The organism is Streptomyces lasiicapitis, assembly GCF_014646335.1.
Lineage (GTDB): Bacteria > Actinomycetota > Actinomycetes > Streptomycetales > Streptomycetaceae > Streptomyces > Streptomyces lasiicapitis.
This window is the reverse complement of sequence record NZ_BMNG01000002.1, coordinates 613,545-638,734: the sequence shown is the minus strand read 5'-3', so window position 1 is coordinate 638,734 and position 25,190 is coordinate 613,545. Positions and strand designations below refer to the sequence as shown.

Annotated in this window: 3 protein-coding genes and 1 pseudogene; all 4 read right to left on the bottom strand. The window is 73.5% G+C overall.

Translation table 11 applies throughout. From position 1 onward, the window contains the following. Window positions 1-48 precede the first annotated feature (48 nt). The 4 genes and pseudogenes from IEY91_RS05840 to IEY91_RS05830 all read right to left on the bottom strand — a co-directional run bounded on the left by IEY91_RS05840 (window position 49) and on the right by IEY91_RS05830 (window position 25,145). Window positions 49-11,316, bottom strand: coding sequence for a type I polyketide synthase (locus tag IEY91_RS05840; protein ID WP_506005009.1), 11,268 nt, complete (start codon window positions 11,314-11,316; stop codon window positions 49-51). A gap of 303 nt (window positions 11,317-11,619) precedes the next feature. Next, window positions 11,620-13,443: pseudogene (locus IEY91_RS42760) on the bottom strand (acyltransferase domain-containing protein); the annotation flags it as partial. Continuing rightward, complete coding sequence (locus IEY91_RS05835; protein WP_189173112.1) at window positions 13,368-15,236, bottom strand: type I polyketide synthase; 1,869 nt, start codon at window positions 15,234-15,236, stop codon at window positions 13,368-13,370. The pseudogene IEY91_RS42760 and the gene IEY91_RS05835, both read right to left, overlap by 76 nt. An 84-nt stretch (window positions 15,237-15,320) precedes the next feature. After that, window positions 15,321-25,145 carry a type I polyketide synthase gene (locus IEY91_RS05830; protein WP_189173111.1) on the bottom strand — a complete coding sequence of 3,275 codons (9,825 nt, stop codon included), beginning with the start codon at window positions 25,143-25,145 and terminating at the stop codon, window positions 15,321-15,323. Window positions 25,146-25,190 lie beyond the last annotated feature (45 nt).

Genomic DNA, 25,190 nt, shown 5'->3' with positions numbered 1-25,190 from the left:
GCGGGTGCGGGGCACTGAGGGTCCCCACACCACGGCGGGTGCGGCACGTCATGAAATTCCGAACTCTTTACTGATGAAGTCGAACATCTCGTCGTCCGTGGCGGACTCCAGCTCACCGGCGACCTCGGCGTCCTCCCGGTCGTCCTGACCGGGGGTGCAGCGGTCGAGCAGGACCCGCAGCCGTTCGGCGATGGTGGCCAGCTCGTCGTCCGAGGGCGCGCTCTCGGCGAAGCCCGCCTCCAGGGTGGCGAGCTGGGAAAGGAGTGCCCCGGGCTCGGTCCCGTCGGTGCCCAGTTCGGCCTTGAGGTGGGCGGCGAGCGCGGCGGGCGTGGGGTGGTCGAAGACGAGGGTGGTCGGCAGGGGAAGTCCGGTGGCCGCGCCGAGCGCGTTGCGCAGCTCGACGGCCGTGAGCGAGTCGAAGCCCAACTCCCGGAACGCGCGGCCGGGTTCGACCTGCTCCGGCCCTCGGTAGCCGAGGACGTCCGCCGCGTGCGTACGGACCAGGTCCTCCAGGAACCGGTCCCGCTCGGGCCCGGACAGCTCCGCGAGCCGCCGCGCGAGATCGGGCCCCACGGCCTCGCCGCCGCCGTCCGTACGCGCCGTACGGTCCCGCAGCGCGCGGGCCTCGGTCAGGTCACCGAAGAGCGGGTCGGAGGCGACCCCCGGACCGCCCGCCAGGTACTGCTCCCAGTCGACGTCGGCGATCACCGCCGTGGGCTGCTCGTGCCCGAGGGCGCGGCGCAGCGCGGCGAGGGCGGGCCGGGGCTCCATGGGCGGCATCGCGCCGCCCCGCAGCCGCTCGGCGGCCACCCCGTCGGCGGCCATCCCGCCACCGGCCCACGCGCCCCAGGCGACGGAGGTCGCCGTGCGGCCCTGGGCCCTGCGGTGCTCGGCGAGCGCGTCGAGGCAGGCGTTGGCGGCGGCGTAACTCCCTTGCCCGGCGCCGCCGGAGAGCCCGGCGAAGGACGAGAAGAGCACGAACGCCGACAGGTCCGCGTCGCGTGTCAGCTCGTCCAGATGCCGGGCCGACTCCACCTTCGCGCGGAACACGGTGGCGAGCCGCTCGGCGTTCATCCCGTCGAGCACCCCGTCGTCCAGGACGCCGGCCGTGTGGAACACCGCCGTCAGCGGCGCGTCCTCGGGAATCGCGTCAAGGACCCCGGCGAGCGCGTCACGGTCGGCCGCGTCGCAGGCGGTGAGAGTCACCTCGGCGCCCAACTCCTCCAGTTCCGCACGGAGTTCGTCGGCACCCGGCGCGTCAGGACCGCGCCTGCTCGTCAGTACGAGATGACGCGCGCCGTGGGCCGCGAGCCAGCGCGCGACGTGGCCGCCGACGGCTCCGGTGCCGCCGGTGATGAGCGCGGTGCCGTGCGGCGTCCACGCGTCCGCGCCGTCGGCGGCGCCGCTCGATGTGTCCCGCACCAGTCGGCGCGCGAACACCCCGGATCCGCGTACGGCCAGCTTGTCCTCATCGGCCCACGCCCCGCCGAGCACCCCGGCGAGCCCGTCGAGGGCCCGCCCGTCCGGCGTCCCGGGCAGGTCGACCAGACCGCCCCACAGCGCCGGGTACTCCACGGCCACCACACGCCCGAGGCCCCACAGCGCGGCCTGCCCGTACCGGGGTGCCGGGTCGGCGCCCCCCACGGTCACCGCGGACTGCCCGGCAAGCCAGAGCGGGGCGCCCAGGTCGGCGGCATGCAGGGCCTGCACCAGGGTCACGGTCGCGGCCAGGCCGCGGCTGACCCCGCCGCGTACGGCATGCGCCTCCTCGTCGACGGCCAACAGCGAGAGCACACCGGCCGGTTCACCGCCCGCGGCCGCCACCTCCTTGCGCAGCCGCTCGGCGAACTCCTCACGGTCGATCCCCGCCGCGTCCACGACGACGGTCCGCACCTCGGCCCCGCGCCCGCCGAGCACCTCCTCGACGGCGTCCGTCCAGCCGGCGTCCGCACCCCGGTCGGGCACCACGAGCAGCCACGTCCCGTCGAGGCGAGCGGCGGTCGGCGCCTGGCCGAGCGGCTTCCACGAGACGCGGTAGCGCAGAGCGTCCACCTCGGCGGACTCGCGCCACTGCCGCCGCCACGTCGAAAGGACCGGCAGCACCTCGCCCAGCGCCCCACCACCGTCCCCGGCACCCAGCTCGGCGCTCAGCGACTCCAGGTCCTCCCGCTCCACGGCCTCCCAGAAGCGGGCCTCCACCTCGTCGACGGCGATACCGCCGGTGAGTGCGGTGGCCGCCGGGGCCGACTCCAGCCAGTAGCGGTCGCGCTGGAAGGCGTACGTGGGGAGGTCGACGCGACGTCGGGACGCGACGGGGGCGTACAGCGGCTTCCAGTCGACCTCGGCCCCGCGTACGTGGAGCTGGGCGAGGGCGGTCAGGAAGGTGTCCGCTTCCGGACGGTCCTTGCGTACGGCGGCTATGAGGCCCGCCTGCGCGGTCGGGTCGGTGAGCGTGTCGTGCGCCATCGCGGTCAGGACGGCGTCGGGGCCCAGCTCAAGCAGCGTCGTGACGCCGAAGTCGGCCAGTGCGCCGAGCCCGTCATGGAAACGGACCGCCTCGCGGACATGACGCACCCAGTACTCCGGGTCCTGAAGCTGCACGGGCTCCGCCAGTTCACCGGTGACGTTGGAGACCACCGGCAGCTTCGGGTCCTGGTACGTCAGGCCGCGGGCGACCTCGCGGAACTCGTCCAGGATGGGGTCCATCAGCGGCGAGTGGAACGCGTGCGAGACCTTCAGCCACCGCACCTTGCGCCCCTGCCCGCGCAGGGACTCCTCCAGACCCTCCAGAATCGCGCGATCACCGGAAAGCACCACCTGCGAGGGCCCGTTGACAGCGGCCAGGCCGACCCGGTCCGCCACACCCTCCAACAGCGGAAGAACATCGCTCTCCGCCGCCTGGACTGCCAGCATCGCGCCGCCCTCGGGCAGCGCCTGCATCAACCGACCGCGCGCAGCGACCAGTTGAGCCGCGTCCTCCAACGACCACAGCCCGGCCACGTACGCAGCCGTCAGCTCACCGATCGAGTGGCCGCCCACAACCTCCGGGCTCACCCCGAAGGACTCGGCAAGGCGGTACAGCGCGACCTCCACCGCGAACAGCGCGGGCTGCGCGTACCCCGTCTGCTCCAACAGCCCCGCATCCGCCCCGAACATCACGTCCTTGAGCGGACGATCCAGCAACCCGTCCAGGTGCGCGCACACCTCGTCCAGCGCGTCCGCGAACACAGGGAAGGCCTCGTACAACTCGCGGCCCATACCGAGCCGCTGGCTCCCCTGCCCGGTGAAGACCACCCCGAGGCGGCCCTCGACCACCGACCCGGACACCACGCCCGAACCACTGCCGGAAGCCAACGCCTCCAACCCGGACAGGAACTGTCCTCGTCCTTGGCCGATGACGACCGCCCGATGGTCGAGCGCGGCCCGCCCGGACAGCAGGGACCAGCCCGCGTCGACGCAGTCGAGCGTGTCGCGCGCGGCGACGTGCTCGACGAGCCGCCCGGCCTGCGCGCGCAGCGCATCGGCGCTGCGCGCCGACACCAACCATGGAAGCACGCTGGATAGAACGCTCGTTTTAGCGGAGACAGTAGGTTCAGGGTCCGCCACCAGAACCTGCTCCACGATCACATGCGCGTTCGTGCCGCTCACACCGAACGACGACACACCCGCACGACGCGGCACGCCACCGTCCCGCTCGGTCCACTCCCGGGCCTCGGTGAGCAACTCGACGGCCCCGGCGGACCAGTCGACGTGGGTGCTCGGCTCGTCCACGTGCAGGGATCGCGGCAGGACACCCTCCCGCATGGCCATCACCATCTTGATGACGCCCGCGACGCCCGAAGCGGCCTGGGTGTGGCCGATGTTGGACTTGATGGAGCCCAGCCACAGAGGGCGGTCCTCGGACCGTTCCTGTCCGTACGTGGCGAGCAGCGCCTGCGCTTCGATGGGGTCACCGAGCGTGGTGCCCGTGCCGTGCGCCTCGACCGCGTCGACGTCACCGGCCGTCAGGCCCGCGTTCGCCAACGCCGCGCGGATCACGCGCTGCTGGGACGGACCGTTCGGAGCCGTGAGGCCATTGCTCGCACCGTCCTGGTTGACGGCCGAGCCCCGCATGACCGCGAGGACTTCGTGGCCGTTGCGGCGCGCGTCCGACAGGCGCTCAAGGAGGAGCAGGCCTACGCCTTCGCCCCAGCCCGTGCCGTCGGCGGCCTCCGCGAAGGGCTTGCAGCGGCCGTCGGCGGCCAGGCCCTGCTGCTTGCTGAACTCGTCGAAGGCGGTGGGCGTCGACATGACGGTCACGCCACCGGCGAGGGCCATGTCGCACTCACCCTGCCGCAGGGCTTGCGCGGCCAGGTGCAGGGCCACGAGGGACGACGAGCAGGCCGTGTCGACGGTCACCGCCGGGCCCTCCAGGCCGAACGCGTACGACAGGCGGCCGGAGACCACCGCGCCGGCGTTGCCGGTGAGCAGGTAGCCCTCGACGCCCTCCGGCAGTTCCTGGACGCCTTCGCCGTAGCCCTGGTGGCCGGAGCCGATGAAGACGCCGGTCTGGTGGCCGCGTACGGAGGTGGGCGCGATGCCCGCGCGTTCGAAGAGTTCCCAGGAGGTCTCCAGGAGGAGGCGCTGCTGGGGGTCGATGGACAGGGCCTCGCGGGGCGAGATGCCGAAGAAGGCGGCGTCGAACTCGGCGGCGTCGTAGAGGAATCCGCCCTCCGCCTTGTAGGCCGCCGCACCGGTGCCCTCCCAGCCGCGGTCGGCGGGGAAGCCGGAGATGGCGTCGGTGCCGTCGGCGACAAGGCGCCACAGGGCGTCGGGGCTGCTGGCGCCACCGGGGTAGCGGCAGCTCATCGACACGATGACGATCGGGTCGTCGGCCGTCGCGGACGCGGCTGACCGTGTGCCCGTGGTGGTGCCGGGCGCGTCGCCGAGTGCCTCGCGGCGCAGGTGGGCGGCGAGGGTCCGGGAGTCGGGGTAGTCGAAGACGAGGGTGGTGGGCAGCTTGAGGCCGGTCGCGGCGGCGAGCCGGTTGCGTACCTCGACCGCCGTGAGCGAGTCGAAGCCCAGGTCACGGAAGGCGCGCCCGGGTTCGACGGCTTCCGTGCCCGTGTGGCCGAGGACGGCGGCGGCCTGTGCGCGTACCAGGTCGAGGGCCGACCGCTCCTGTTCGGCCGCCGACAGGGCGGCGAGCCGCTCGGCCCACTCGGAGCCCGTCACCGGACTCTTCGTGCCGGAGGCGACAACGGTCTCCGGTCCGGCGAGCGCGCGCCGTACCCCGGGCAGGTCCCCGATGAAGGGGCTCGGCCGCACCGAGGTGAAGGCGGGCGCGAACCGCTCCCAGTCGATGTCGGCGACAGCCAGGAACGTCTCGTCGTACGCCACTGCCTCGGCAAGCGCGGCAATCGCGCGCTCAGGTGCCATCGCCGTGACGCCGAGGCGGCGCAGGGCTTCCTCGGCCTCCGCTCCAGCCATGCCGCTGCCGCCGCCCCACAGCCCCCACGCGACGGAGGTCGCGGTGAGACCGCGTGCCCGGCGCTGCTCGGCGAGGGCGTCGAGGTGGGCGTTGGCGGCAGCGTACGCGCCCTGGCTGCCGCTGCCCCACACGCCCGCGTTGGACGAGAACAGCACGAACGCGTCGAGCGAGCCGGTGTCCAGGAGTGCGTCGAGGTGTGCGGCGCCCGCGACCTTCGCCTCCAGGACGTCGGCGATGTCGGCGGCCGTCATCTCGTGCAGGGGCTGTTCCTGGCCGGCGCCCGCCGCGTGGAAGACGGAGCGCAGGGTGCGGCCCTGGGCCGCCAGTCCGTCGAGGAGGCCGGTGACGGCGTCCCAGTCGGACACGTCGCAGGCCGCGATGGTGACTTCGGCGCCCAACTCCTCCAGTTCCGCCTGGAGTTCGGCGGCGCCGGGAGCATCGAGGCCGCGGCGGCTGGTGAGGACCAGGTGCTCGGCGCCCTCACGGGCAAGCCAGCGCGCCACATGCCCGCCGATGGCACCCGTGCCTCCGGTGACCAGTGCCGTGCCGCGCGGCGTCCACTCCGGCTCCGCGCCCTTGCCCTTGCCCGCGTCCACCGGGGCGGGCGCGAACCGGCGTACGAAGACTCCTGTGTCCCGGACCGCGAGCTGGTCCTCGTCCCCGGCGCCGGCCAGGACGGCGGCGAACCGTGAGGCAGCCCGCGCGTCGTACGTCTGGGGCAGGTCGATCAGGCCGCCCCACCGGTCCGGGTGCTCCAGGGCCACGACCCGGCCAAGGCCCCAAATCTGCGCCTGCACGGGGTTCGTGTCCCGGTCGCCGCGCCCGGTGGCTACGGCTCCGCCGGTCAGCGCCCACAGCCGGGCACCGATCCCGGCGTCACCGAGGGCCTGCACGAGGGCGACGGTGCCCGCGAGACCCGCCGACACGGCCTCGTGCGCGTCGCGGGCGGACTCGTCCAGGGCGAGGAGGGAGACCACACCGGCGAGTCCCGGCTCGGCCACGTCATGCAGCCGTGCGGTCAGGGCTTCTCGGGTCAACTCAACTGCGGGGAGCGCGAGGTCGACGACCTCGGCACCGGCCTGCGCCAGCGCCTCACGCGCACCGGCCACCCACAGGTGTTCCGCCGCGTTCTCCGGGAGTACGAGAAGCCAGCGGCCGGACAGCCCGGATGCGGGCAGGGTGCCGCTCGGCAGCGGCTTCCAGGTGACCCGGTAGCGCCAGCCGTCGAGGGTGGACCGCTCACGCTTCTGCTTGCGCCACGACGACAGGACCGGCAGTACGGCGCCCAACTCGGCAGAGGCGGTACCGTCCGCCACCTCCAGTTCGGCCGCCAGCTCCGCCAGGTCCTCGCGCTCCACGGCCTCCCAGAACCGGGCCTCCACGTCGGCCACGGCGGACAGCGGCATGCCGTCCGGCACCTCGCCGTCGTCGGTGAGCCAGTAGTGCTGGCGCTGGAAGGCGTAGGTGGGCAGGTCGACGACGGCGCCCGCGCCGGGGAAGAGGGCCTTCCAGTCGGGTTCGGCGCCGTGCACGTGGGCCTCGGCGAGCGAGGCGGCCAGTCGGTCCGCGCCGCCTTCGTCGCGGCGCAGGGAGCCGAGCGACACGGCCGTCTCTTCGCAGCCTGCGGCCTCGATGGTGGCCTGGACGGGGACGGTGAGCACCGGGTGCGGGCTCATCTCCAGGAACAGACCGTGTCCCTCGGCGAGGAGACCGCGCGTGGCGTGCTCGAAGAGGACCGTCTGGCGCAGGTTGCGGTACCAATACCCGCCGTCCATCGGGGTGTTGGCGGCCAGCCACTCCCCCGTGAGGGTCGAGAAGAGCGGGACCTCGGCGGCCTGCGGGACAACCCCGTCCAAGGCCTCCGCGATCTGCTGCTCGATCTGTTCCACGTACGAAGAATGCGAGGCGTAGTCGACGGGGATGGTGCGGGCGCGGATGTCGCGGGCCACGCACTGCGCGACCAGTTCCTCCAGCGCCTCGGGCTCGCCCGAAACCACCACCTGGGCGGGGCCATTGACGGCCGCCAGCTCGATCCGGCCTCCCCAAGCCGCGATGAGCTCCCGGACTTCCTGCTCCGGCAGCGGCACGGACACCATGCCGCCCTTGCCCGACAACTCCCGGATGGCGAGGCTGCGCAGCGCCACCACGCGGGCCGCGTCCTCCAGCGACAGCACACCCGCCACACAGGCGGCAGCGATCTCACCCTGACTGTGGCCCACCACGGCGGCGGGCTTCACACCCGCCGCCTGCCAGACGGCGGCCAGCGACACCATCACCGCGAAGAGGACGGGCTGGACCACGTCGACGCGGTCGAAGTTCTCGCCGCTCAGCTCCTCAAGGAGGTCCCAGTCCACAAAAGCGGACAACGCCTCGGCGCACTCCCGCATCCGCTCCGCGAACACCGGGCTGGAGTCGAGGAGTTCGACCGCCATCCCGGCCCACTGCGAACCCTGTCCCGGGAACACGAACACCGGCCGACCGGCACCATTGACCGCCCGTCCCGCCACGACGTGCGCGGCGGTGAGGTCGCTCTGCGCCAACCGCTCAAGTCCGGCGAGGAGTTCGTCCCGGTCCCTGCCGAGTACGACGCCCCGGTGCTCGAAGCGCGACCGCGCCACGGTCAGGGACCAGCCGACGTCGGCGAGACCGATGCCGTCGGCCGTGCCGCTGCCTCCGATGCTGTCGTCGGCGAGCAGCCGCTCCCGCAGCCGTGTCGCCTGCGCCCGCAGGGCGTTCTCGCTCTTGGCCGACAGGGCCAGCGGGACCACGCCCGGGAGCACCGACGGCGCGGGGGCGGCGTCGGTCCGGTCACCGGCTCGGGGGTCGGTGTCGGTGTCGGTGTCGGTGTCGGTGTCGGCGGGCAGTCGACCTTCCATGGGTGCCTGCTCCACGATCACGTGCGCGTTGGTGCCGCTCATGCCGAAGGAGGAGACGCCCGCGCGACGCGGCCGACCCGCCTCCCGCGCGGTCCATTCGCGCGCCTCGGTCAACAGCTCGACGGCCCCTTCGGACCAGTCGACCTCGGTCGTCGGTGCCTGTGCGTGCAGGGTCCTGGGCAGCACGCCGTGCCGCATGGCGAGGACCATCTTCATGACGCCCGCGACGCCCGCGGCCGCCTGCGCGTGCCCGATGTTGGACTTCACGGAGCCGAGCCACAGCGGCTCCTGGTCCTCGGGGCGGTCCTTGCCGTAGGTGGCGATGAGGGCCTGGGCCTCGATCGGGTCGCCCAGCGAGGTGCCCGTGCCGTGGGCCTCGACCGCGTCCACGTCGGCGCCGGTGAGCCCGGCACTGGCGAGGGCGGCACGGATGACGCGCTGCTGGGAGGGGCCGTTGGGGGCGGTGAGGCCGTTGCTGGCGCCGTCCTGGTTGACGGCGGAGCCGCGTACGACCGCGAGGACCCGGTGGCCGTTGCGGTGGGCGTCGGACAGGCGCTCCAGGACCAGCATGCCCACGCCCTCGCCGACGCCGAAGCCGTCGGCGCCCTCGGCGAAGGGCTTGCAACGGCCGTCGGCGGCGAGGCCGCGCTGGCGGCTGAAGGCGACGAGGGTGTCGGAGGTGGCCATGACGGTGGCGCCGCCCGCGAGAGCCATGTCGCACTCGCCGTTGCGCAGGGCCTGCGCGGCCAGGTGCAGGGCGACGAGGGACGACGAGCAGGCCGTGTCGACGGTCACCGCCGGGCCTTCGAGACCGAAGGAGTACGAGATGCGGCCGGAGATGACGCTGGTGGAGTTGCCGGTCATCAGGTGGCCTTCGAGGCCGTCGGGGACGACCCGCACGCTTTCGCCGTAGCCCTGCGACGAGGCGCCGACGAACACGCCGCCCGCGCTGCCGCGCAGCGTGGCCGGGTCGATGCCCGCGCGCTCGAAGGCCTCCCAGGAGGTCTCCAGGAGGAGGCGCTGCTGCGGGTCCATGGCCAGGGCCTCGCGCGGGGAGATGCCGAAGAACGAGGCGTCGAACTCGCCGGCCTCGTGCAGGAATCCGCCGCCGCGCGAGTACGTGGTGCCCTGGTGGTCGGGGTCGGGGTCGTAGAGGGACGCGGTGTCCCAGCCGCGGCCCTCGGGCAGCCCGGAGGTGGCGTCGGCGCCCTCGCCGACCAGCCGCCACAGGTCTTCGGGGCTCGCCACGCCGCCGGGGAAGCGGCAACTCATGGCGACGATGGCGATGGGGTCGTCGGCGTGGCCACTACCGCTGCGCCCGGACGCGTCGGCTGTGGGACTGGCGGCCGCCACGTCCGCGTCCCCGCCCGTCAGTTCGGACTTCAGGTGGCGGGCCAGGGCGAGCGGGCTCGCGTAGTCGAAGACGAGGGTGGCGGGCAGCCGCAGGCCGGTCGCCTCATTGAGGCGGTTGCGGAGTTCGACGGCGGTCAGCGAGTCGAACCCGAGGTCGCGGAAGGCACGTTCGGTGTCCACCTGGTCGCCGGAGGCATAGCCGAGGACGGCGGCGGCCTGGCCGCGTACGTGGTCGAGGAGCGCCCGCTCCCGCTCGTCGTCCGGCAGTCCGCGCAGACGTCGTACGAGGGCCGAGGCCTCGCCGTCCGACCCGTCGCGGTCGGCGACGGCGCGCCGGGCGGGGCCGTGCACGAGGCCGCTGAGCAGCGGCGGCAGGTTCCGGCCGTGGGCGGTGCGCAGCGCGGTGGTGTCGAGGCGTACGGGGACCAGGGCGGCGGCACCGAGGCCGAGGGCGGCGTCGAGGAGGCCGAGGCCCTGCTCGGTGGCGAGGGGGGCGATGCCGGAGCGGGTCATACGGTCGAGGTCGTCGGGGGTGATCTGGCCGGCCATGCCGCCGCGTTCGGCCCACAGGCCCCAGGCGAGGGAGGTGGCGGGCACGCCCTGGCCGCGCAGGTGCTGCGCGTAGGCGTCGAGGAAGGTGTTGCCCGCAGCGTAGTTGCCCTGTCCAGCACCGCCGAGGACACCGGCGACGGAGGAGAAGAGGACGAAGGCGGCCAGGTCGGCGCCTTGGGTGAGGGCGTGCAGGTTGACGGCGGCGTCGACCTTGGGGCGGAGCACGCGGTCCAGCTGCTCAGCGCTGAGGGAGGCGGTGATGCCGTCGTCGAAGACGCCCGCGGTGTGCACGACGGCGGTGAGCGGGTGCTCGCCGGGGACGCGGGCCAGGGCGTCGGCGAGGGCGTCCCGGTCCGCGGCGTCGCACGCGACGACGTCGATGGCGGCGCCCAACTCCTCTATCTGGTCGACGAGTTCGGCCGCTCCTGGCGCGTCGGGGCCGCGGCGGCCCAGGAACAGCAGGTGCCGGATGCCGTGTGCGGCGACGAGGTGCCGGGCGACGAGGCCGCCGAGACCGCCGGGGGCGCCGGTCACCAGGGCCGTGCCGTGCGGGTTCAGGGCGGCGGGCGCCGGGTCTTGGGCGGGCTCGCCGAGGTCGCGGCCGAGCCTGGGGACGCGTACGGCTCCGGCGCGGATGGCGCACTCGGGCTCGCCCTGCGCGTACGCGGCGGGCAGCGCCCGCAGCGACTCGGGGTCGCCGTCCACGTCGGCGAGGACGAACCGGCCGGGCTCCTCGGACTGCGCCGAGCGCAGCAGGCCGAGCACGGCGGCGTGCGCGACGCCGGGCAGCGGCTCGTCCGGGGTGACGGCGGCGGCGCCGCGGGTCAGGACGATCAGGCGCGCGTCGGCGAAGCGGTCGCCTGCGGCGAGCCAGGTCTGTACGAGGGTGAGGGCGGCGTGGGCGGCGGTGTGGACGGCGTCGGCGGAGACGGGCGGGTGCGCGGCGTCGGCGGAGACGGGGGTGTGCGCGGCGTCGGCGGTGTTCGCGACGTATGCCGCGTCCGCCGTACCGGCGGGGCCGTCGTCGGCTCGGGTGCCGTCGGCCGCGACCACGACGTCGGGCACGGGCGCGGTGCCCTCGGCGACGGCCGCGGTGAGGTCCGCGAGGGTCGGGTACGAGGCGACGTCGAGGCCGTCGCCGTCCTCGCCGAGGAGGCGGCACAGCTCACCCGCGTCGGTGCCGTCGGCGCCGAGCACGGCCCAGGAGGCGGCGCGGTCCGCCCGCGCGGTGGAGACGGCGGGCGGCTCGACCCAGTTGACGCGGTACAGGTTCGGTACGCGGGTGCTGCGGGCGGCGAGGCTCTGGCGTACGTCGACGGTGCGGGACACCAGCGAGCCGATCCGGGCGACCGGCGCGCCCGCGTCGTCGGCGAGCAGCACGGAGACGGTGTCGCCGCCGGTCCCGGAGCGGGTCAGGCGTACGCGCAGGGACTTCGCCCCGGTGGCGTACAGGGACACGTCGCTCCAGGAGAACGGCAGCCGTGGCGCGCCGCCCTCGTCGCCGTCGTCCGAGTCGTCCTGGGCCAGGTGTGCCGCCTGGAGCGCGGCGTCGAGGAGCACGGGGTGCAGGCCGAACCGGCCGGCCTCGTCGTGCCGGTCCTCGGGGATGCCGACCTCGGCGAACACCTCGTCGCCACGCCGCCAGACACTCCGCAGCCCCTGGAACGCGGGCCCGTACTGGACGTCCGCCGCGGCGAACTCCTCGTACAGACCGTCGATGCCCACCGCCTGCGCGTCGCGGGGCGGCCACTGGGCGAGGTCGAATGCGGCGGCGGAGTCCGCGGTGGGCGCCGCCGCCGAGGCCAGCACACCCGTGGCGTGCCGGGTCCACGGCTCCGCCTCCGCGCCGCCCGCGTCGGGCCCGGCTTCGGGGCGGGAGTGGAAGGCGAGCGTCCGCCGCCCGGAGGCGTCGGCGGGCCCGACGGTCAACTGGAGCTGTACGCCGCCCGTCTCGGGGACGACCAGCGGCATCTCCATGGTGAGCTCTTCGACGAGGTCGCAGTCGACCTGGTCGCCCGCGCGCGTCGCCAGCTCCACGAACGCGGTCGCGGGCAGCAGCACGGCACCCGCCACGGCGTGGTCGGCCAGCCACGGATGCGTACGCAGGGAGAGGCGCCCGGTGAGCAGGTGCCCGTCCCCGTCGGCCAGCGGCACGGCGGCGCCCAGCAGGGGGTGTCCCGTGTCCCCGAGCCCGGCGGCGGTGACGTCACCGGCGGTGGGGGTGGCGTGGAGCCAGTAGTGCTGGTGCTGGAAGGGGTAGGTGGGGAGGTCTACGCGGGTGCGGGAGCCGGGGTGGAGGGCGTTCCAGTCCAACTCCGCGCCGTGTACGTGGGCTTCGGCCAGCGAGGCCGCCAGGCGGTCCGCGCCGCCTTCGTCGCGGCGGAGGGAGCCGAGGGTGGCCGCCGGGGTGGCGGTCGCGTCGATCGTCGCCTGCACGGGGACGGTCAGGACGGGGTGCGGGCTCATCTCCAGGAACAGGCCGTGCCCTTCGGCCAGGAGGCCGCGCGTGGCGTGCTCGAAGAGAACCGTCTGGCGCAGGTTGCGGTACCAATAGCCCGCGTCCATGGGCGTGTTGGCGTCCAGCCAGGCGCCGGTGAGGGTCGAGTACAGCGGGACCTCGGCGGCCTGCGGGGACACGGCCGACAGCGCCTGGGCCATCTCGGTCTCGATCTGCTCCACGTACGAGGAGTGCGAGGCGTAGTCGACGGGGATCGTCCGCGCACGGATGTCCTGGTCGACGCACTGCGCCACCAGCTCCTCCAGCGCCTCGGGCTCACCGGAGACGACCACCTGGGCGGGGCCGTTCACGGCGGCGAGTTCGATCCGGCCGTCCCAAGCCGCGATCAGCTCCCGCACCTGGTCCTCGGGCAGCGGTACGGACACCATCCCGCCCTTGCCCGACAACTCACGAATGGCCTGGCTCCGCAGGGCCACCACACGAGCCGCGTCCTCCAGCGACAGCACACCCGCGACGCACGCCGCCGCGATCTCACCCTGACTGTGACCCACCACAGCCGCAGGCTTCACACCCGCCGCCTGCCACACCGCAGCCAGCGACACCATCACCGCGAACAACACCGGCTGGACCACGTCGACACGGTCGAACCGCTCACCGTTCAGCTCTTCCAGCAGTTCCCAGTCCACAAAAGCGGACAAGGCCTCGGCGCACTCCCGCATCCGCTCCGCGAACACCGGTGAATCGTCGAGGAGTTCACGCGCCACCCCGCCCACTGCGACCCCTGCCCCGGAAACACGAACACCGGCCGGACCGTCCCGCCCAGAGCCCGCCCAGTGACCACACCACCAGACGCACCCTCGCCCTCGGCCAGCCGCTCAAGCCCGGCCAGCAGCTCGTCCCGGCCGCGCCCGAGCACGACACCCCGCTGCTCGAACCGCGACCGCGAGGCCGCCAACGACCAAGCAAGGTCGCCCAGTTCAAGCCCGGCGTCGGCCAGCAGAAGCTCCCGCACCTGCCCGGCCTGCGCCCGCAGCGCATCCCCGCTCTTCGCCGAGAGGGCCAGCGGCACCACACCCGCCACCACCGACGGAGCGGCAGCTCCCTCCGCCTCCTCGGCAGCCGGCTCCTCCGCCACCGGAGCCTGCTCCACGATCACATGCGCGTTCGTCCCGCTCATGCCGAAGGAGGAGACACCCGCGCGCCGGGGCAGCCCCGGCTCCCGCTCGGGCCAGTCCCGCGCCTGCGTGAGGAGTTCGACGGTGCCCGCGGACCAGTCGACCTCGGAGGTCGGGCTGTCCACGTGCAGCGTCTGCGGAAGGACACCGGCCCGTATCGCCATGACCATCTTGATCACACCGGCGACACCGGCGGCGGCCTGCGTGTGCCCGATGTTGGACTTCAACGAGCCCAGCCACAAGGGCTGTTCCTCCGAGTGCTCCTTGCCGTACGTGGCGAGGAGCGCCTGGGCCTCGATGGGGTCACCCAGCGTCGTACCGGTGCCGTGCGCCTCGACGGCATCGACGTCACCGGCCGCCAGGCCCGCGTTCGCCAGCGCGGCCCGGATCACCCGCCGCTGCGAGGGACCGTTCGGCGCGGTCAGACCATTGCTCGCACCGTCCTGATTGACCGCGGAACCTCGTACGACCGCAAGCACCCGATGACCGAGCCGCCGAGCATCCGAGAGCCGCTCGACCAACAGCATGCCGACGCCCTCGCCCCAGCCCGTGCCGTCCGCCGCCTCCGCGAACGCCTTGCACCGGCCGTCGACAGCGAGCCCGCGCTGACGGCTGAACTCCACGAAGGTCTCCGGCGACGACATCACCGTCACGCCGCCCGCGAGGGCCATCGTGCACTCGCCGTTGCGCAGCGCCTGCGCGGCGAGATGCAGGGCGACCAGGGACGACGAGCACGCCGTGTCGACGGTCACCGCCGGGCCCTGGAGGCCGAGGACGTAGGAGAGGCGGCCGGACATGACGCTGGTGGTGTTGCCGGTGAGGAGGTGGCCCTCGACGCCTTCGGGGGCCTGCCGGACGCCCTCGCCGTAGCCCTGGTAGCCGGAGCCGACGAACACGCCGGCGCGGGTGCCGCGCAGGGTGGCCGGGTCGATGCCCGCCCGCTCGAACGCCTCCCACGCGGTCTCCAGGAGGAGGCGCTGCTGCGGGTCCATGGCGAGGGCCTCGCGGGGCGAGATGCCGAAGAAGGCGGCATCGAAGTCGCCCGCTTCGTGCAGGAAGCCGCCGTGGCGGGCGTAGAAGGTGCCCTGCTTGTCCGGGTCGGGGTCGTAGAGGCCGTCGACGTCCCAGCCGCGCCCTTCGGGGAGTTCGCCGATGGCGTCGGCGCCGTCGGCCACCAGGCGCCACAGGTCCTCGGGACCGCGTACGCCGCCGGGGAAGCGGCAGCTCATGCCCACGATCGCGAGGGGCTCTCTGGAAGCCGCCGTGAGCTGCTGGTTCTGCCGTCGCAGCCGCTCGGTCTCCTTCAGAGACGCGCGCAGCGCTTCAACGACCGTGTCCGAAGGCCTCGTCATGTCCGGCTCCACATCCGTGCTGCGTCATTTCGTGCTGCGTCAGTTCGTGCGGCGTAATCGCGTGCTGCGTAATCGCGTGCTGCGTCAGGAATCGTTGTTGTCCAGGGCGAGCTGGATCAGGTTGTCCAGGTCCATGGCGTCGATCGAGGCGTCCGCGTCGTCGTCATCGGCCGGGGCCGAGGCATGGGCTGCGTCCGGGGTCGCGTGCTGTGCGGCGAGGCGCAGGACGGCGTCCATCAGGCCTGCCTCGCGGAGGCGGGCGAGGGGTACGGACGCGAGGGCCCTGCGGACCTCGGCGTCGGCTTCGGTGTCCGCCGGGTCGCCGTCCACGTCACCGGATCCGGATCCCGCTCCGGCATCGGGCAGGAGTTCGGCGAGGAGCTGCAGGGACAGTTCCGCCGGGGTCGGGTGGTCGAAGACGAGGGTGCTGGGCAGGCTCAGGCCGGTCGCGGCGTTCAGGCGGGTGCGGAGTTCGACGGCGGTGAGCGAGTCGAAGCCGAAGTCCTTGAACGCGCGGTCCTCGCGGACGGCCTCCGTGCCCGTGTGCCCGAGTACGGCGGCGACCTCCTCGCGTACCAGCTTCAGTACGGTCCGCTCACGCTCGTCGGCCGAAGCCGCGGCGAGCCGCTCGCGCAGGGCGGCCGCGGCGTCGCCGGTTCCGGTCCCGTCGGCCGAACGCGCACCAGGCGCGCCCGACGCGGCGTCCAGGGCCCGGCGGGCCTCCGGCAGGTCGTCGAGCAGCGGGCTCGGCCGCCGCACCGTGAACGCCGGGGCGAACCGCTCCCAGTCCACGTCGGCAACGGTGACCAGGGTGTCGCGGACGCCGAGCGCGTGCCGCAGCGCGGCCACGGCCGACTCGGGCCGCATGACGGGCAGGCCCCGCTTGCGCAGGTGCGCCGCCGCCTCGTCGTCCCCGGCCATCCCCGAACCGGCCCACGGCCCCCAGGCCACCGACGTCACCGCACGCCCCTGCGCCCTGCGGCGCTCGGCGAGCCCGTCGAGGAAGGCGTTGGCTGCCGCGTACGCCGCCTGGCCGCCGCTGCCCCACACGCCCGCGATGGACGAGAACAGCACGAACGCGTCCAGCGGTGTGTCACCGAGCAGCTCGTCCAGGTGTGCCGCGCCCGCGGTCTTCGCCGTGACGATCTCGGCGAAGTCCGCCGGTCCCGTCTCGCCGATCACGCGGTCCTGCCCCAAGCCCGCCGCGTGCACGACTGCGCTGAGCGGCGCGTCCACGGGGATCTCCGCCAGGAGTCCGGCGAGCGCGTCCCGGTCGGCGACGTCGCAGGCGGCGATGGTGACCTTCGCGCCCAACTCCTCCAACTCGGCGCGGAGTTCGGTGGCTCCGGGCGCATCGTGGCCGCGCCTGCTCGTCAGTACGAGATGACGCGCGCCGCCGCCCGCGCACCACCGCGCGACGTGGGCGCCGAGGGCGCCGGTGCCGCCGGTGATCAGTACGGTGCCGCGCGGCTGCCAGTGCCCGGCGGGAGCCGTGCTCCTGGGCGCGCGCACGAGACGGCGTACGAGGACTCCCGAGGGGCGGACGGCAAGCTGGTCCTCGGTGGAGTCCTCCGTGGCGGTGCGGGAGAGGAGGGTCGTGAGGTGGGTGCGCGCGGAAACCGTGACGGTCTCGGAGGCGTCGGCGAGGTCGAGGTCGATGAGGCCGCCCCACACCTCCGGGTGTTCCAGGCCCACGACCCGCCCGAATCCCCATGCCTGCGACTGCGCGACCCCGCGCACGGACTCGGTGGCACCGACGGACACCGCGCCGCACGTGGCGATCCACAGCCGCCCGCCGACCTCGGCGTCCACGACGGCCTGCGTCAGGGCGAGGGTCGCGGCCATGCCGTGGGTGAAGGCTGCCGACTCCGCGAGCGCCCCTGAGTGCCCGTACGGGCGCTCGTCCAGGGCCAGGAGCGAAAGCACCCCGGCGAGGGGGGCGTCCAGCTCCCGCAGGAGCGTCGTCATCTCCGTACGATCGGCGGCCTCGTCCCCTACGACGACGCGCTGAACGTCCGCACCGGCGGCGGCGAGCGCCTCTTCGGCGGCCGCGCACCACGGGTGGCCGGCGGCGGCGTCCGGGACCACGAGCGCCCAGGTGCCCTGGAGGGCCGGACCTGCGCCGGGCGCGGAGGTTCCGGACAGCGGCTTCCACGTGACCTGGTAGCGCAGAGCGTCCACCTGCTGCTGTTCCTGCTGCCGGCGCCGCCAGGACGCGAGCGCGGGCAGCACCGACTTCAGGGACGCGTCCTGATCGAGTTCCAGCGTCTCCGCAAGCCCTTCGAGGTCCTCGCGCTGGACGACCTCCCAGAACTCGGCGTCCACACCGGTGCCTTGACCGTCGGCCGACGCGGACTCCTTCGGCTGCGGCCAGTAGCTCTGGTGCTGGAAGGCGTACGTGGGGAGTTCGACGCGGGCGCGGGACTCGATCGGGGCGTACAGCGGCTCCCAATCGACCTCTGCCCCGCGCACATGGAGCTGGGCGAGGGCGGTCAGGAAGGTGTCCGCTTCCGGGCGGTCCTTGCGTACGGCGGCTATGAGGCCCGCCTGCGCGGTGGGGTCGGTGAGGGTGTCGTGCGCCATCGCCGTGAGTACGGAGTCGGGGCCGAGCTCAAGGAGTGTCGTCGCGCCGAAGCCGGTGAGAGCACCGAGGCCGTCGTGGAAACGGACCGCCTCGCGGACGTGACGTACCCAGTACTCGGGGTCCTTGAGCTGGGCCGACTCGGCCAACTCACCAGTGACGTTCGAGACCACCGGCAGCTTCGGGTCCTGGTAGACCAGCCCTTCCGCGACCTTGCGGAAGTCGTCGAGGACCGGGTCCATCAGCGGCGAGTGGAACGCGTGCGAGACCTTCAGCCAGCGCACCGTACGCCCCTGCCCGCGAAGGATCTCCTCCAAGCCCTCCAGGACCGAGCGGTCACCGGAGAGGACCACCTGCGCGGGACCGTTCACCGCCGCCACACCGGCACGGTCCTCCATCCCCACCAGCAGCGGCAGCACATCGGCCTCCGCCGCCTGCACGGCGAGCATCGCTCCACCCTCGGGCAGCGCCTGCATCAACCGCCCGCGCGCAGCGACGAGTTGGGCCGCATCCTCCAGCGACCACAGTCCGGCTACGTACGCAGCCGTCAACTCACCGATCGAATGACCGCCGACGATCTCGGGACGCACCCCGAACGACTCAGCCAGCCGGAACAGGGCCACCTCGACGGCGAACAGCGCGGGCTGCGCGTACCCCGTCTGCTCCAACAGCCCGGCGTCCGTACCGAACATGACCTCCTTCAGGGGCCGGTCGAGGAGCCCGTCCAGGTGTGCGCAAACCTCGTCCAGCGCGTCCGCGAACACCGGGAATGCCTCGTACAACTCACGGCCCATACCGAGCCGCTGGCTGCCCTGCCCGGTGAAGACCACCCCGAGGCGGCCCTCGACAACGGACCCCGACACCACGCCCGAACGGCTACCGGAAGCCAACGCCTCCAACCCGGACAGGAACTGTCCTCGTCCCTGCCCGAGGACCACAGCCCGGTGCTCGTGCACAGCACGACCCGAAAGCAGCGACCAGCCCACGTCCACGGGCTCAAGCTCGGCGCGTCCGGTCACGTGCTCGCGCAGCCGCTCGGCCTGCGCCCGCAGTGCGTCCGCGCTCCGGCCCGACACCAACCATGGTGTCGCAGTAGATAGAACGCTCGTTTTAGCAGCGACAGTAGGTGCCGCCACCGACGCCTGCTCCACGATCACATGCGCGTTCGTCCCGCTCACACCGAACGACGACACACCCGCACGACGCGGCACGCCCTCACGCCCCGGCCACTCCCGGGCCTCCGTCAGCAGCTCGACCGAGCCCGCCGACCAGTCCACATGTGTGCTGGGCGCGTCCACGTGGAGTGTCGGCGGAAGTGTCCCATGGCGCATCGCCATGACCATCTTGATGACGCCCGCGGCGCCGGCGGCGGCCTGGGTGTGGCCGATGTTCGACTTCACCGATCCCAGCCACAGCGGCCGGTCGGCCGCCCGCTCCTGCCCGTAGGTCGCGAGGAGCGCCTGCGCTTCGATGGGGTCGCCCAATGACGTACCGGTGCCGTGGGCCTCGACGGCGTCGACGTCACCGGCCGCAAGGCGGGCGTTGGCGAGAGCGGCGCGGATCACGCGCTGCTGGGACGGGCCGTTGGGGGCGGTGAGGCCGTTGCTGGCGCCGTCCTGGTTGACGGCGGAGCCGCGTACGACCGCGAGAATCTCGTGGCCGTTGCGGCGGGCGTCCGAAAGGCGCTCCAGCAACAGCAGGCCGACACCCTCGCCCCAGCCCGTGCCGTCCGCCGCGTCCGCGAACGCCTTGCAGCGGCCGTCGGCGGCGAGACCGCGCTGGCGGCTGAACTCGATGAAGGCGCTCGGCGTGGACATCACGGTCACGCCGCCCGCGAGGGCCATGTCGCACTCGCCCTGCCGCAGGGCCTGCGCCGCGAGGTGCAGTGCGACGAGGGCCGACGAGCACGCCGTGTCGACGGTCATGGCGGGGCCTTCGAAACCGAAGGCGTACGACAGGCGGCCGGAGACGACGCTGGCGGCGTTGCCCGTGCCGATGTAGCCCTCGGCGCCGTCGGGCGCGTCCTTGAGGAGGTCCAGGTAGTCCTGGCCGTTGGTGCCCGCGAACACGCCGGTGCGGCTGCCGTGCAGCGTCGGCGGCGCGATGCCGGCGCGCTCGAACAGTTCCCAAGCGGTCTCCAGGAGGAGCCGCTGCTGCGGGTCCATGGCGAGGGCCTCGCGCGGCGAGATGCCGAAGAAGTCCGCGTCGAACCCGGCCGCGTCCGGCAGGAATCCGCCCTGGCGGGCATAGGTGGAGCCGGGCGTCGCCGGGTCGGGGTCGTACAGCGTGCCCGTGTCCCAGCCGCGGTCGGCGGGGAACTCGCCCAGCGCGTCGACGCCGTCCGCGACCAGCCGCCACAGGTCTTCCGGGCCGCGTACTCCGCCGGGGAACCGGCAGCTCATCGAGACGATCGCGATGGGGTCGTCGTCGGCTGCCGTCCCCGTGACCGTCGGCGTCACGGTGGCGCTGTCGGTGGTGTCGGCGGTGAGGAGGTGGCCGGAGAGGTAGTCGGCGACGGCGCGCGGCGAGGGGTGGTCGAAGACCAGGGTGGCCGGCAGGTTCAGGCCGGTCGCGGCGCCGAGCCGGTTGCGGAACTCGACCGAGGTGAGCGAGTCGAACCCGAGGCCCTTGAACGCGCCGTCCCCGGGAACCGCCTGCGTGCCGCCGTGTCCGAGCACGGCCGCCGCCTGGGTCCGGACGAGGTCGAGCAGGGCACGCTCGGCGTCCGGGCGGGACAGCGCGCTCAACTGCTGCTTCAGGGGCGGGGTTTCGGAGTCGTCCGCACCGGTGGGGCGGGCCGTGCGGGCGGCTGCCGCCTCCGGCAGGTCGTCGAAGAGGGTGCTGCGGCGGGTCGCGGTGAAGCCGTCCGTGAAACGGTCCCAGACGACGTCGGCGACGACGAGCGCGGCGTCCTGCCGGATCGGCGCCGGGCTGTCCGCCTGGCTGCCGTGCGTCGCGCCCTCGCCGTACGTCGCGCCCTGGGCGCCGCGCGTCGCCGCCTGACCGCCTTGCGTCGCCGCGTGGAGCGTCGCCCTGCGCAGTGCCTCGGTGGCGCGTGCGGGGTCCATGACCGGCAGTCCGGCCTGGCGCATCCGCTCCTCGGAGCCGTCGTCGGCGGCCATGCCGCCACCGCCCCAGGGTCCCCAGGCGAGCGAGACGGCGGGCAGTCCGGCGGCGCGCCGCCGTTCGGCGAGGGCGTCGAGGAAGGCGTTCGCGGCGGCGTAGTTGCCCTGGCCGGGCGCGCCCACGGTGCCGGTGAGGGAGGAGAAGAGGACGAACGCGGTCAGGTCCGCCGCGTCGCGGGTCAGCTCGTCCAAGTGCCGGGCCGACTCCGCCTTCGCGCGGAACACGGAAGCCATCCGGTCTTCGGTGAGGCCGTCGAGCACGCCGTCGTCCAGGACTCCGGCCGTGTGGAAGACACCGGTCAGCGGCGCGTCGTCGGGTAGGTCGTCCAGGAGGCGAGCCAGCGCGTCGCGGTCCGCCGCGTCGCACGCGGCGATGGTTGCCCGTGCCCCCAACTGCGCCAGTTCCGCCCGGAGTTCAAGGGCTCCGGGCGCGTCGGGGCCACGACGGCTCGTCAGTACGAGGTGTTCGGCGCCCTCGCGTGCCAGCCACCGCGCGACGTGCGCGCCGAGGGCACCCGTGCCGCCGGTGACCAGTACCGTGCCGCCGCGCGGGGACCACTCGCCCGCCGGCCCGCCGGACACGTCCGCGTCGCCGAAGGGCGCGCGCACCAACCGGCGTACGAACACGCCCGACCCGCGCACCGCCACCTGGTCCTCGCCCGACGCGGCCCCGAGGACCTGCGCGAGCCGCGAAGCCGCGCGCGCGTCCGCCGTCTCGGGCAGATCGACCAGACCGCCCCAGCGCTCCGGGTGTTCGAGGGCCGCGACCCGGCCCAGGCCCCACACCGCCGCGCCGTCCGCATCGGCGGTGGCGTCCGAGGCGCCCACGGAGACCGCGCCGCGCGTCGCCACCCACAGTGGCGCGGTCACGTCCGCGTCACCAAGGGCCTGGACGAGGGCGAGGGTGCGGAGCACTTCGGCCGGGACGGACTCGCCGTCGACGGCGCGCGTCTTCGAGGCCTCCGATGTCGGCACGCAGGCCGGCAGGGACAGCACTCCGGTCACAGAGGTGCCCTGGCTCTCGCCGATGTCCGAGAGGGCGCCCTTCAGCTTCTCCAGCAGCACGGTTCGGTCCGCGTCCAGCGGCTCGACCCGCAGCACGCGCGCCTGCGCCCCGCTCTGCTCCAACGCCCTTACGGAGGCGTCGATCCACGGCTCCGCCGCGTCCCCGGCGGGCGCCACGACCAGCCACGTGCCCGTGAGCCCGGGCCGCGCCACCTTCGCGAGGGGCTTCCACGCGATGCGGTACTGCCAGCGGTCCAGCTCGGACTGCGCGTGCCGCTGCCGCCGCCATGCCGTCAGCGCGGGCAGCACCGAACGGAACGGCGCCTCCTCGTCGACTTCCAGGGCGCCCGTCAGCGCCGCGAGGTCCTCGTCCTCCACGGCCTTCCAGAAACTCGCGTCCACGGGGTCGGCACCCGCCCTCGCCTCCGCCGCCTTCTCCAGCGGGTTGAGCCAGTAGTGCTCGTGCTGGAAGGCGTAGGTGGGCAGGTCCACGCGGCGTCGGGACTCGACCGGCTCGAAGAACCGGGTCCAGTCGACAGTGACGCCCCGTACGTGGAGCCGGGCGAGGGCGGCCAGGAAGGTGTCCACTTCCGGGCGGTCCTTGCGTACGGCGGCGACCAGGCCCGCCTGCGCGGCCGGGTCGGTGAGGGTGTCGTGCGCCATCGGGGTCAGGACGGCGTCCGGGCCGAGTTCCAGAAGCGTCGACACGCCCTGCGCGGTCAGAGTGGTCAGACCGTCGTGGAAACGGACGGCCTCGCGGACGTGCCGCACCCAGTACTCCGGGTCCTTGAGCTGGGCCGACTCGGCCGGCTCACCGGTCACGTTGGAGATGACCGGCAGCTTCGGGTCCTGGTAGGCCAGCCCTTCCGCCACCTTGCGGAAGTCGTCGAGCACCGGGTCCATCAGCGGCGAATGGAACGCGTGCGAGACCTTCAGCCAGCGCACCTTCCTGCCCTCACCGCGCAGGGTCTCCTCCAGGCCCTCCAGGACCGAGCGGTCACCGGAGAGGACCACCTGCGCGGGGCCGTTCACAGCCGCCACGCCGACACGGTCTTCCATGCCCTCCAGCAGCGGGAGGACATCGGCCTCCGCCGCCTGGACGGCCAGCATCGCCCCGCCCTCGGGCAGCGACTGCATCAACCGCCCGCGTGCCACGACCAGTTGGGCCGCATCCTCCAGCGACCAGACTCCAGCCACGTACGCAGCCGTCAGCTCACCGATCGAATGCCCGCCGACAATCTGGGGCCGCACCCCGAAGGACTCGGCAAGGCGGTACAAGGCCACCTCGACGGCGAACAGCGCGGGCTGCGCGTACCCCGTCTGCTCCAACAGCCCGGCATCCGCCCCGAACATGACGTCCTTCAGGGGCTTCTCCAGCGAGGCATCCAGGTGGGCACACACCTCGTCCAGCGCGTCCGCGAACACCGGGAAGGCCTCGTACAACTCCCGGCCCATACCCAGCCGCTGACTCCCCTGACCGGTGAACAGGACAGCGAGGCGCCCCTCGGCCACAGTCCCCGACACCACACCCGGACCACCGGAGGCGACGGTCTCAAGCCCGGCCAGGAACTCTTCCCGCTCCCGGCCGAAGACCACAGCGCGGTGTTCATGCACAGCCCGGCCCGACAGCAGCGACCAACCCACGTCTGCCGGGTCGAGGTCGGCCCGCGCCACCGCGTGCTCGCGCAGCCGCTCGGCCTGCGCCCGCAACGCCTCCGCGCTCCGGCCCGACACGAACCATGGTGTCGCAGTAGATAGAACGCTCGTTTCAGCAGACTCAGTTACTTCCGCCACCGACGTCTGCTCCACGATCACGTGGGCATTCGTGCCGCTCACTCCGAACGACGACACACCCGCGCGACGCGGCCGCTCGGCCTCCGTCCACTCGCGGGTCTCCGTCAGGAGCTCGACAGCTCCGGCCGACCAGTCGACGTGTGAGTTCGGCCGGTCCACGTGCAGTGTGCGGGGCAGCACGCCGTGGCGCATCGCCATCACCATCTTGATGACGCCCGCGACACCGGCGGCGGCCTGGGTGTGCCCGAGGTTGGACTTGACCGAGCCGAGCCAGAGGGGTTCGCGGTCGCCGGAGGGGCCAGCCGGCCGTTCCTGTCCGTACGTGGCGAGCAGGGCCTGGGCTTCGATGGGGTCGCCGAGCGTGGTGCCCGTGCCATGGGCCTCCACGGCGTCGACGTCGCTCGCCGCGAGGCCCGCGTTCGCCAACGCGGCGCGGATGACGCGCTGTTGGGCGGGTCCGTTGGGGGCGGTCAGGCCGCTGCTCGCGCCGTCCTGGTTGACGGCGGTGCCGCGTACGACGGCGAGGACCTGGTGGCCGTTGCGGCGGGCGTCCGAGAGGCGCTCGAGGACTAGGAGTCCGACGCCCTCGCCCCAGCCGGTGCCGTCGGCGGCCTCCGCGAACGCCTTGCAGCGGCCGTCGGCCGCGAGGCCGCGCTGGCGGCTGAACTCCACGAAGGTGTCCGGTGTGGACATGACGGTCACGCCGCCCGCGAGGGCCATCGTGCACTCGCCGTCGCGCAGGGACTGAGCGGCCAGGTGCAGGGCGACGAGCGAGGACGAGCAGGCGGTGTCGATGGTGACGGCGGGGCCTTCGAGACCGAAGGTGTAGGAGACGCGTCCGGAGGCGATGCTGCCCGCGCTGCCGTTGCCGAGGTAGCCCTCGAATTCCTCCAGGCCCTCGGGGTTGCTGAGGATGCGGTTGCCGTAGTCGCCGTACATGACGCCGACGAAGACACCCGTCCTGGAGCCGCGCACGGACAGCGGGTCCACGCCCGCCCGCTCGAACGCCTCCCAGGTGGCTTCGAGGAGCAGGCGCTGCTGCGGGTCGATGGCGAGTGCCTCGCGCGGGGAGATGCCGAAGAAGGCCGGGTCGAACTGTGCCGCGTCATGCAGGAAACCGCCCTCGCGCGCATAGCTCTTGCCGGGGGTCGTCGGGTCGGGGTCGTGGAGGTCCGCGTCCCAGCCCCGGTCGTCCGGGAAGGGGGAGATCGCGTCCCCGCCGTCGGCGACGAGCCGCCACAGGTCTTCCGGTCCGGCGACCCCGCCGGGGTAGCGGCAGCTCATCGCGACGATGGCGATGGGCTCCCGGCTCACGGACTCGGCGTCCTGTAGACGCTGCCGGGTCTGGTGCAGATCCGCGGTAACTCGCTTGAGGTACTCGCGGAGTTTCTGCTCGTTCGCCATTTCGGTGCGACTCCTTCAACGCAGAGGGCCGACACCATCACATCG

Coding starts and splice junctions, on each gene's coding strand:
- IEY91_RS05835 (WP_189173112.1), bottom strand. CDS start 15,236: ATGACGAGGCCTTCGGACACGGTCGTTGAAGCGCTGCGCGCGTCTCTG.
- IEY91_RS05830 (WP_189173111.1), bottom strand. CDS start 25,145: ATGGCGAACGAGCAGAAACTCCGCGAGTACCTCAAGCGAGTTACCGCG.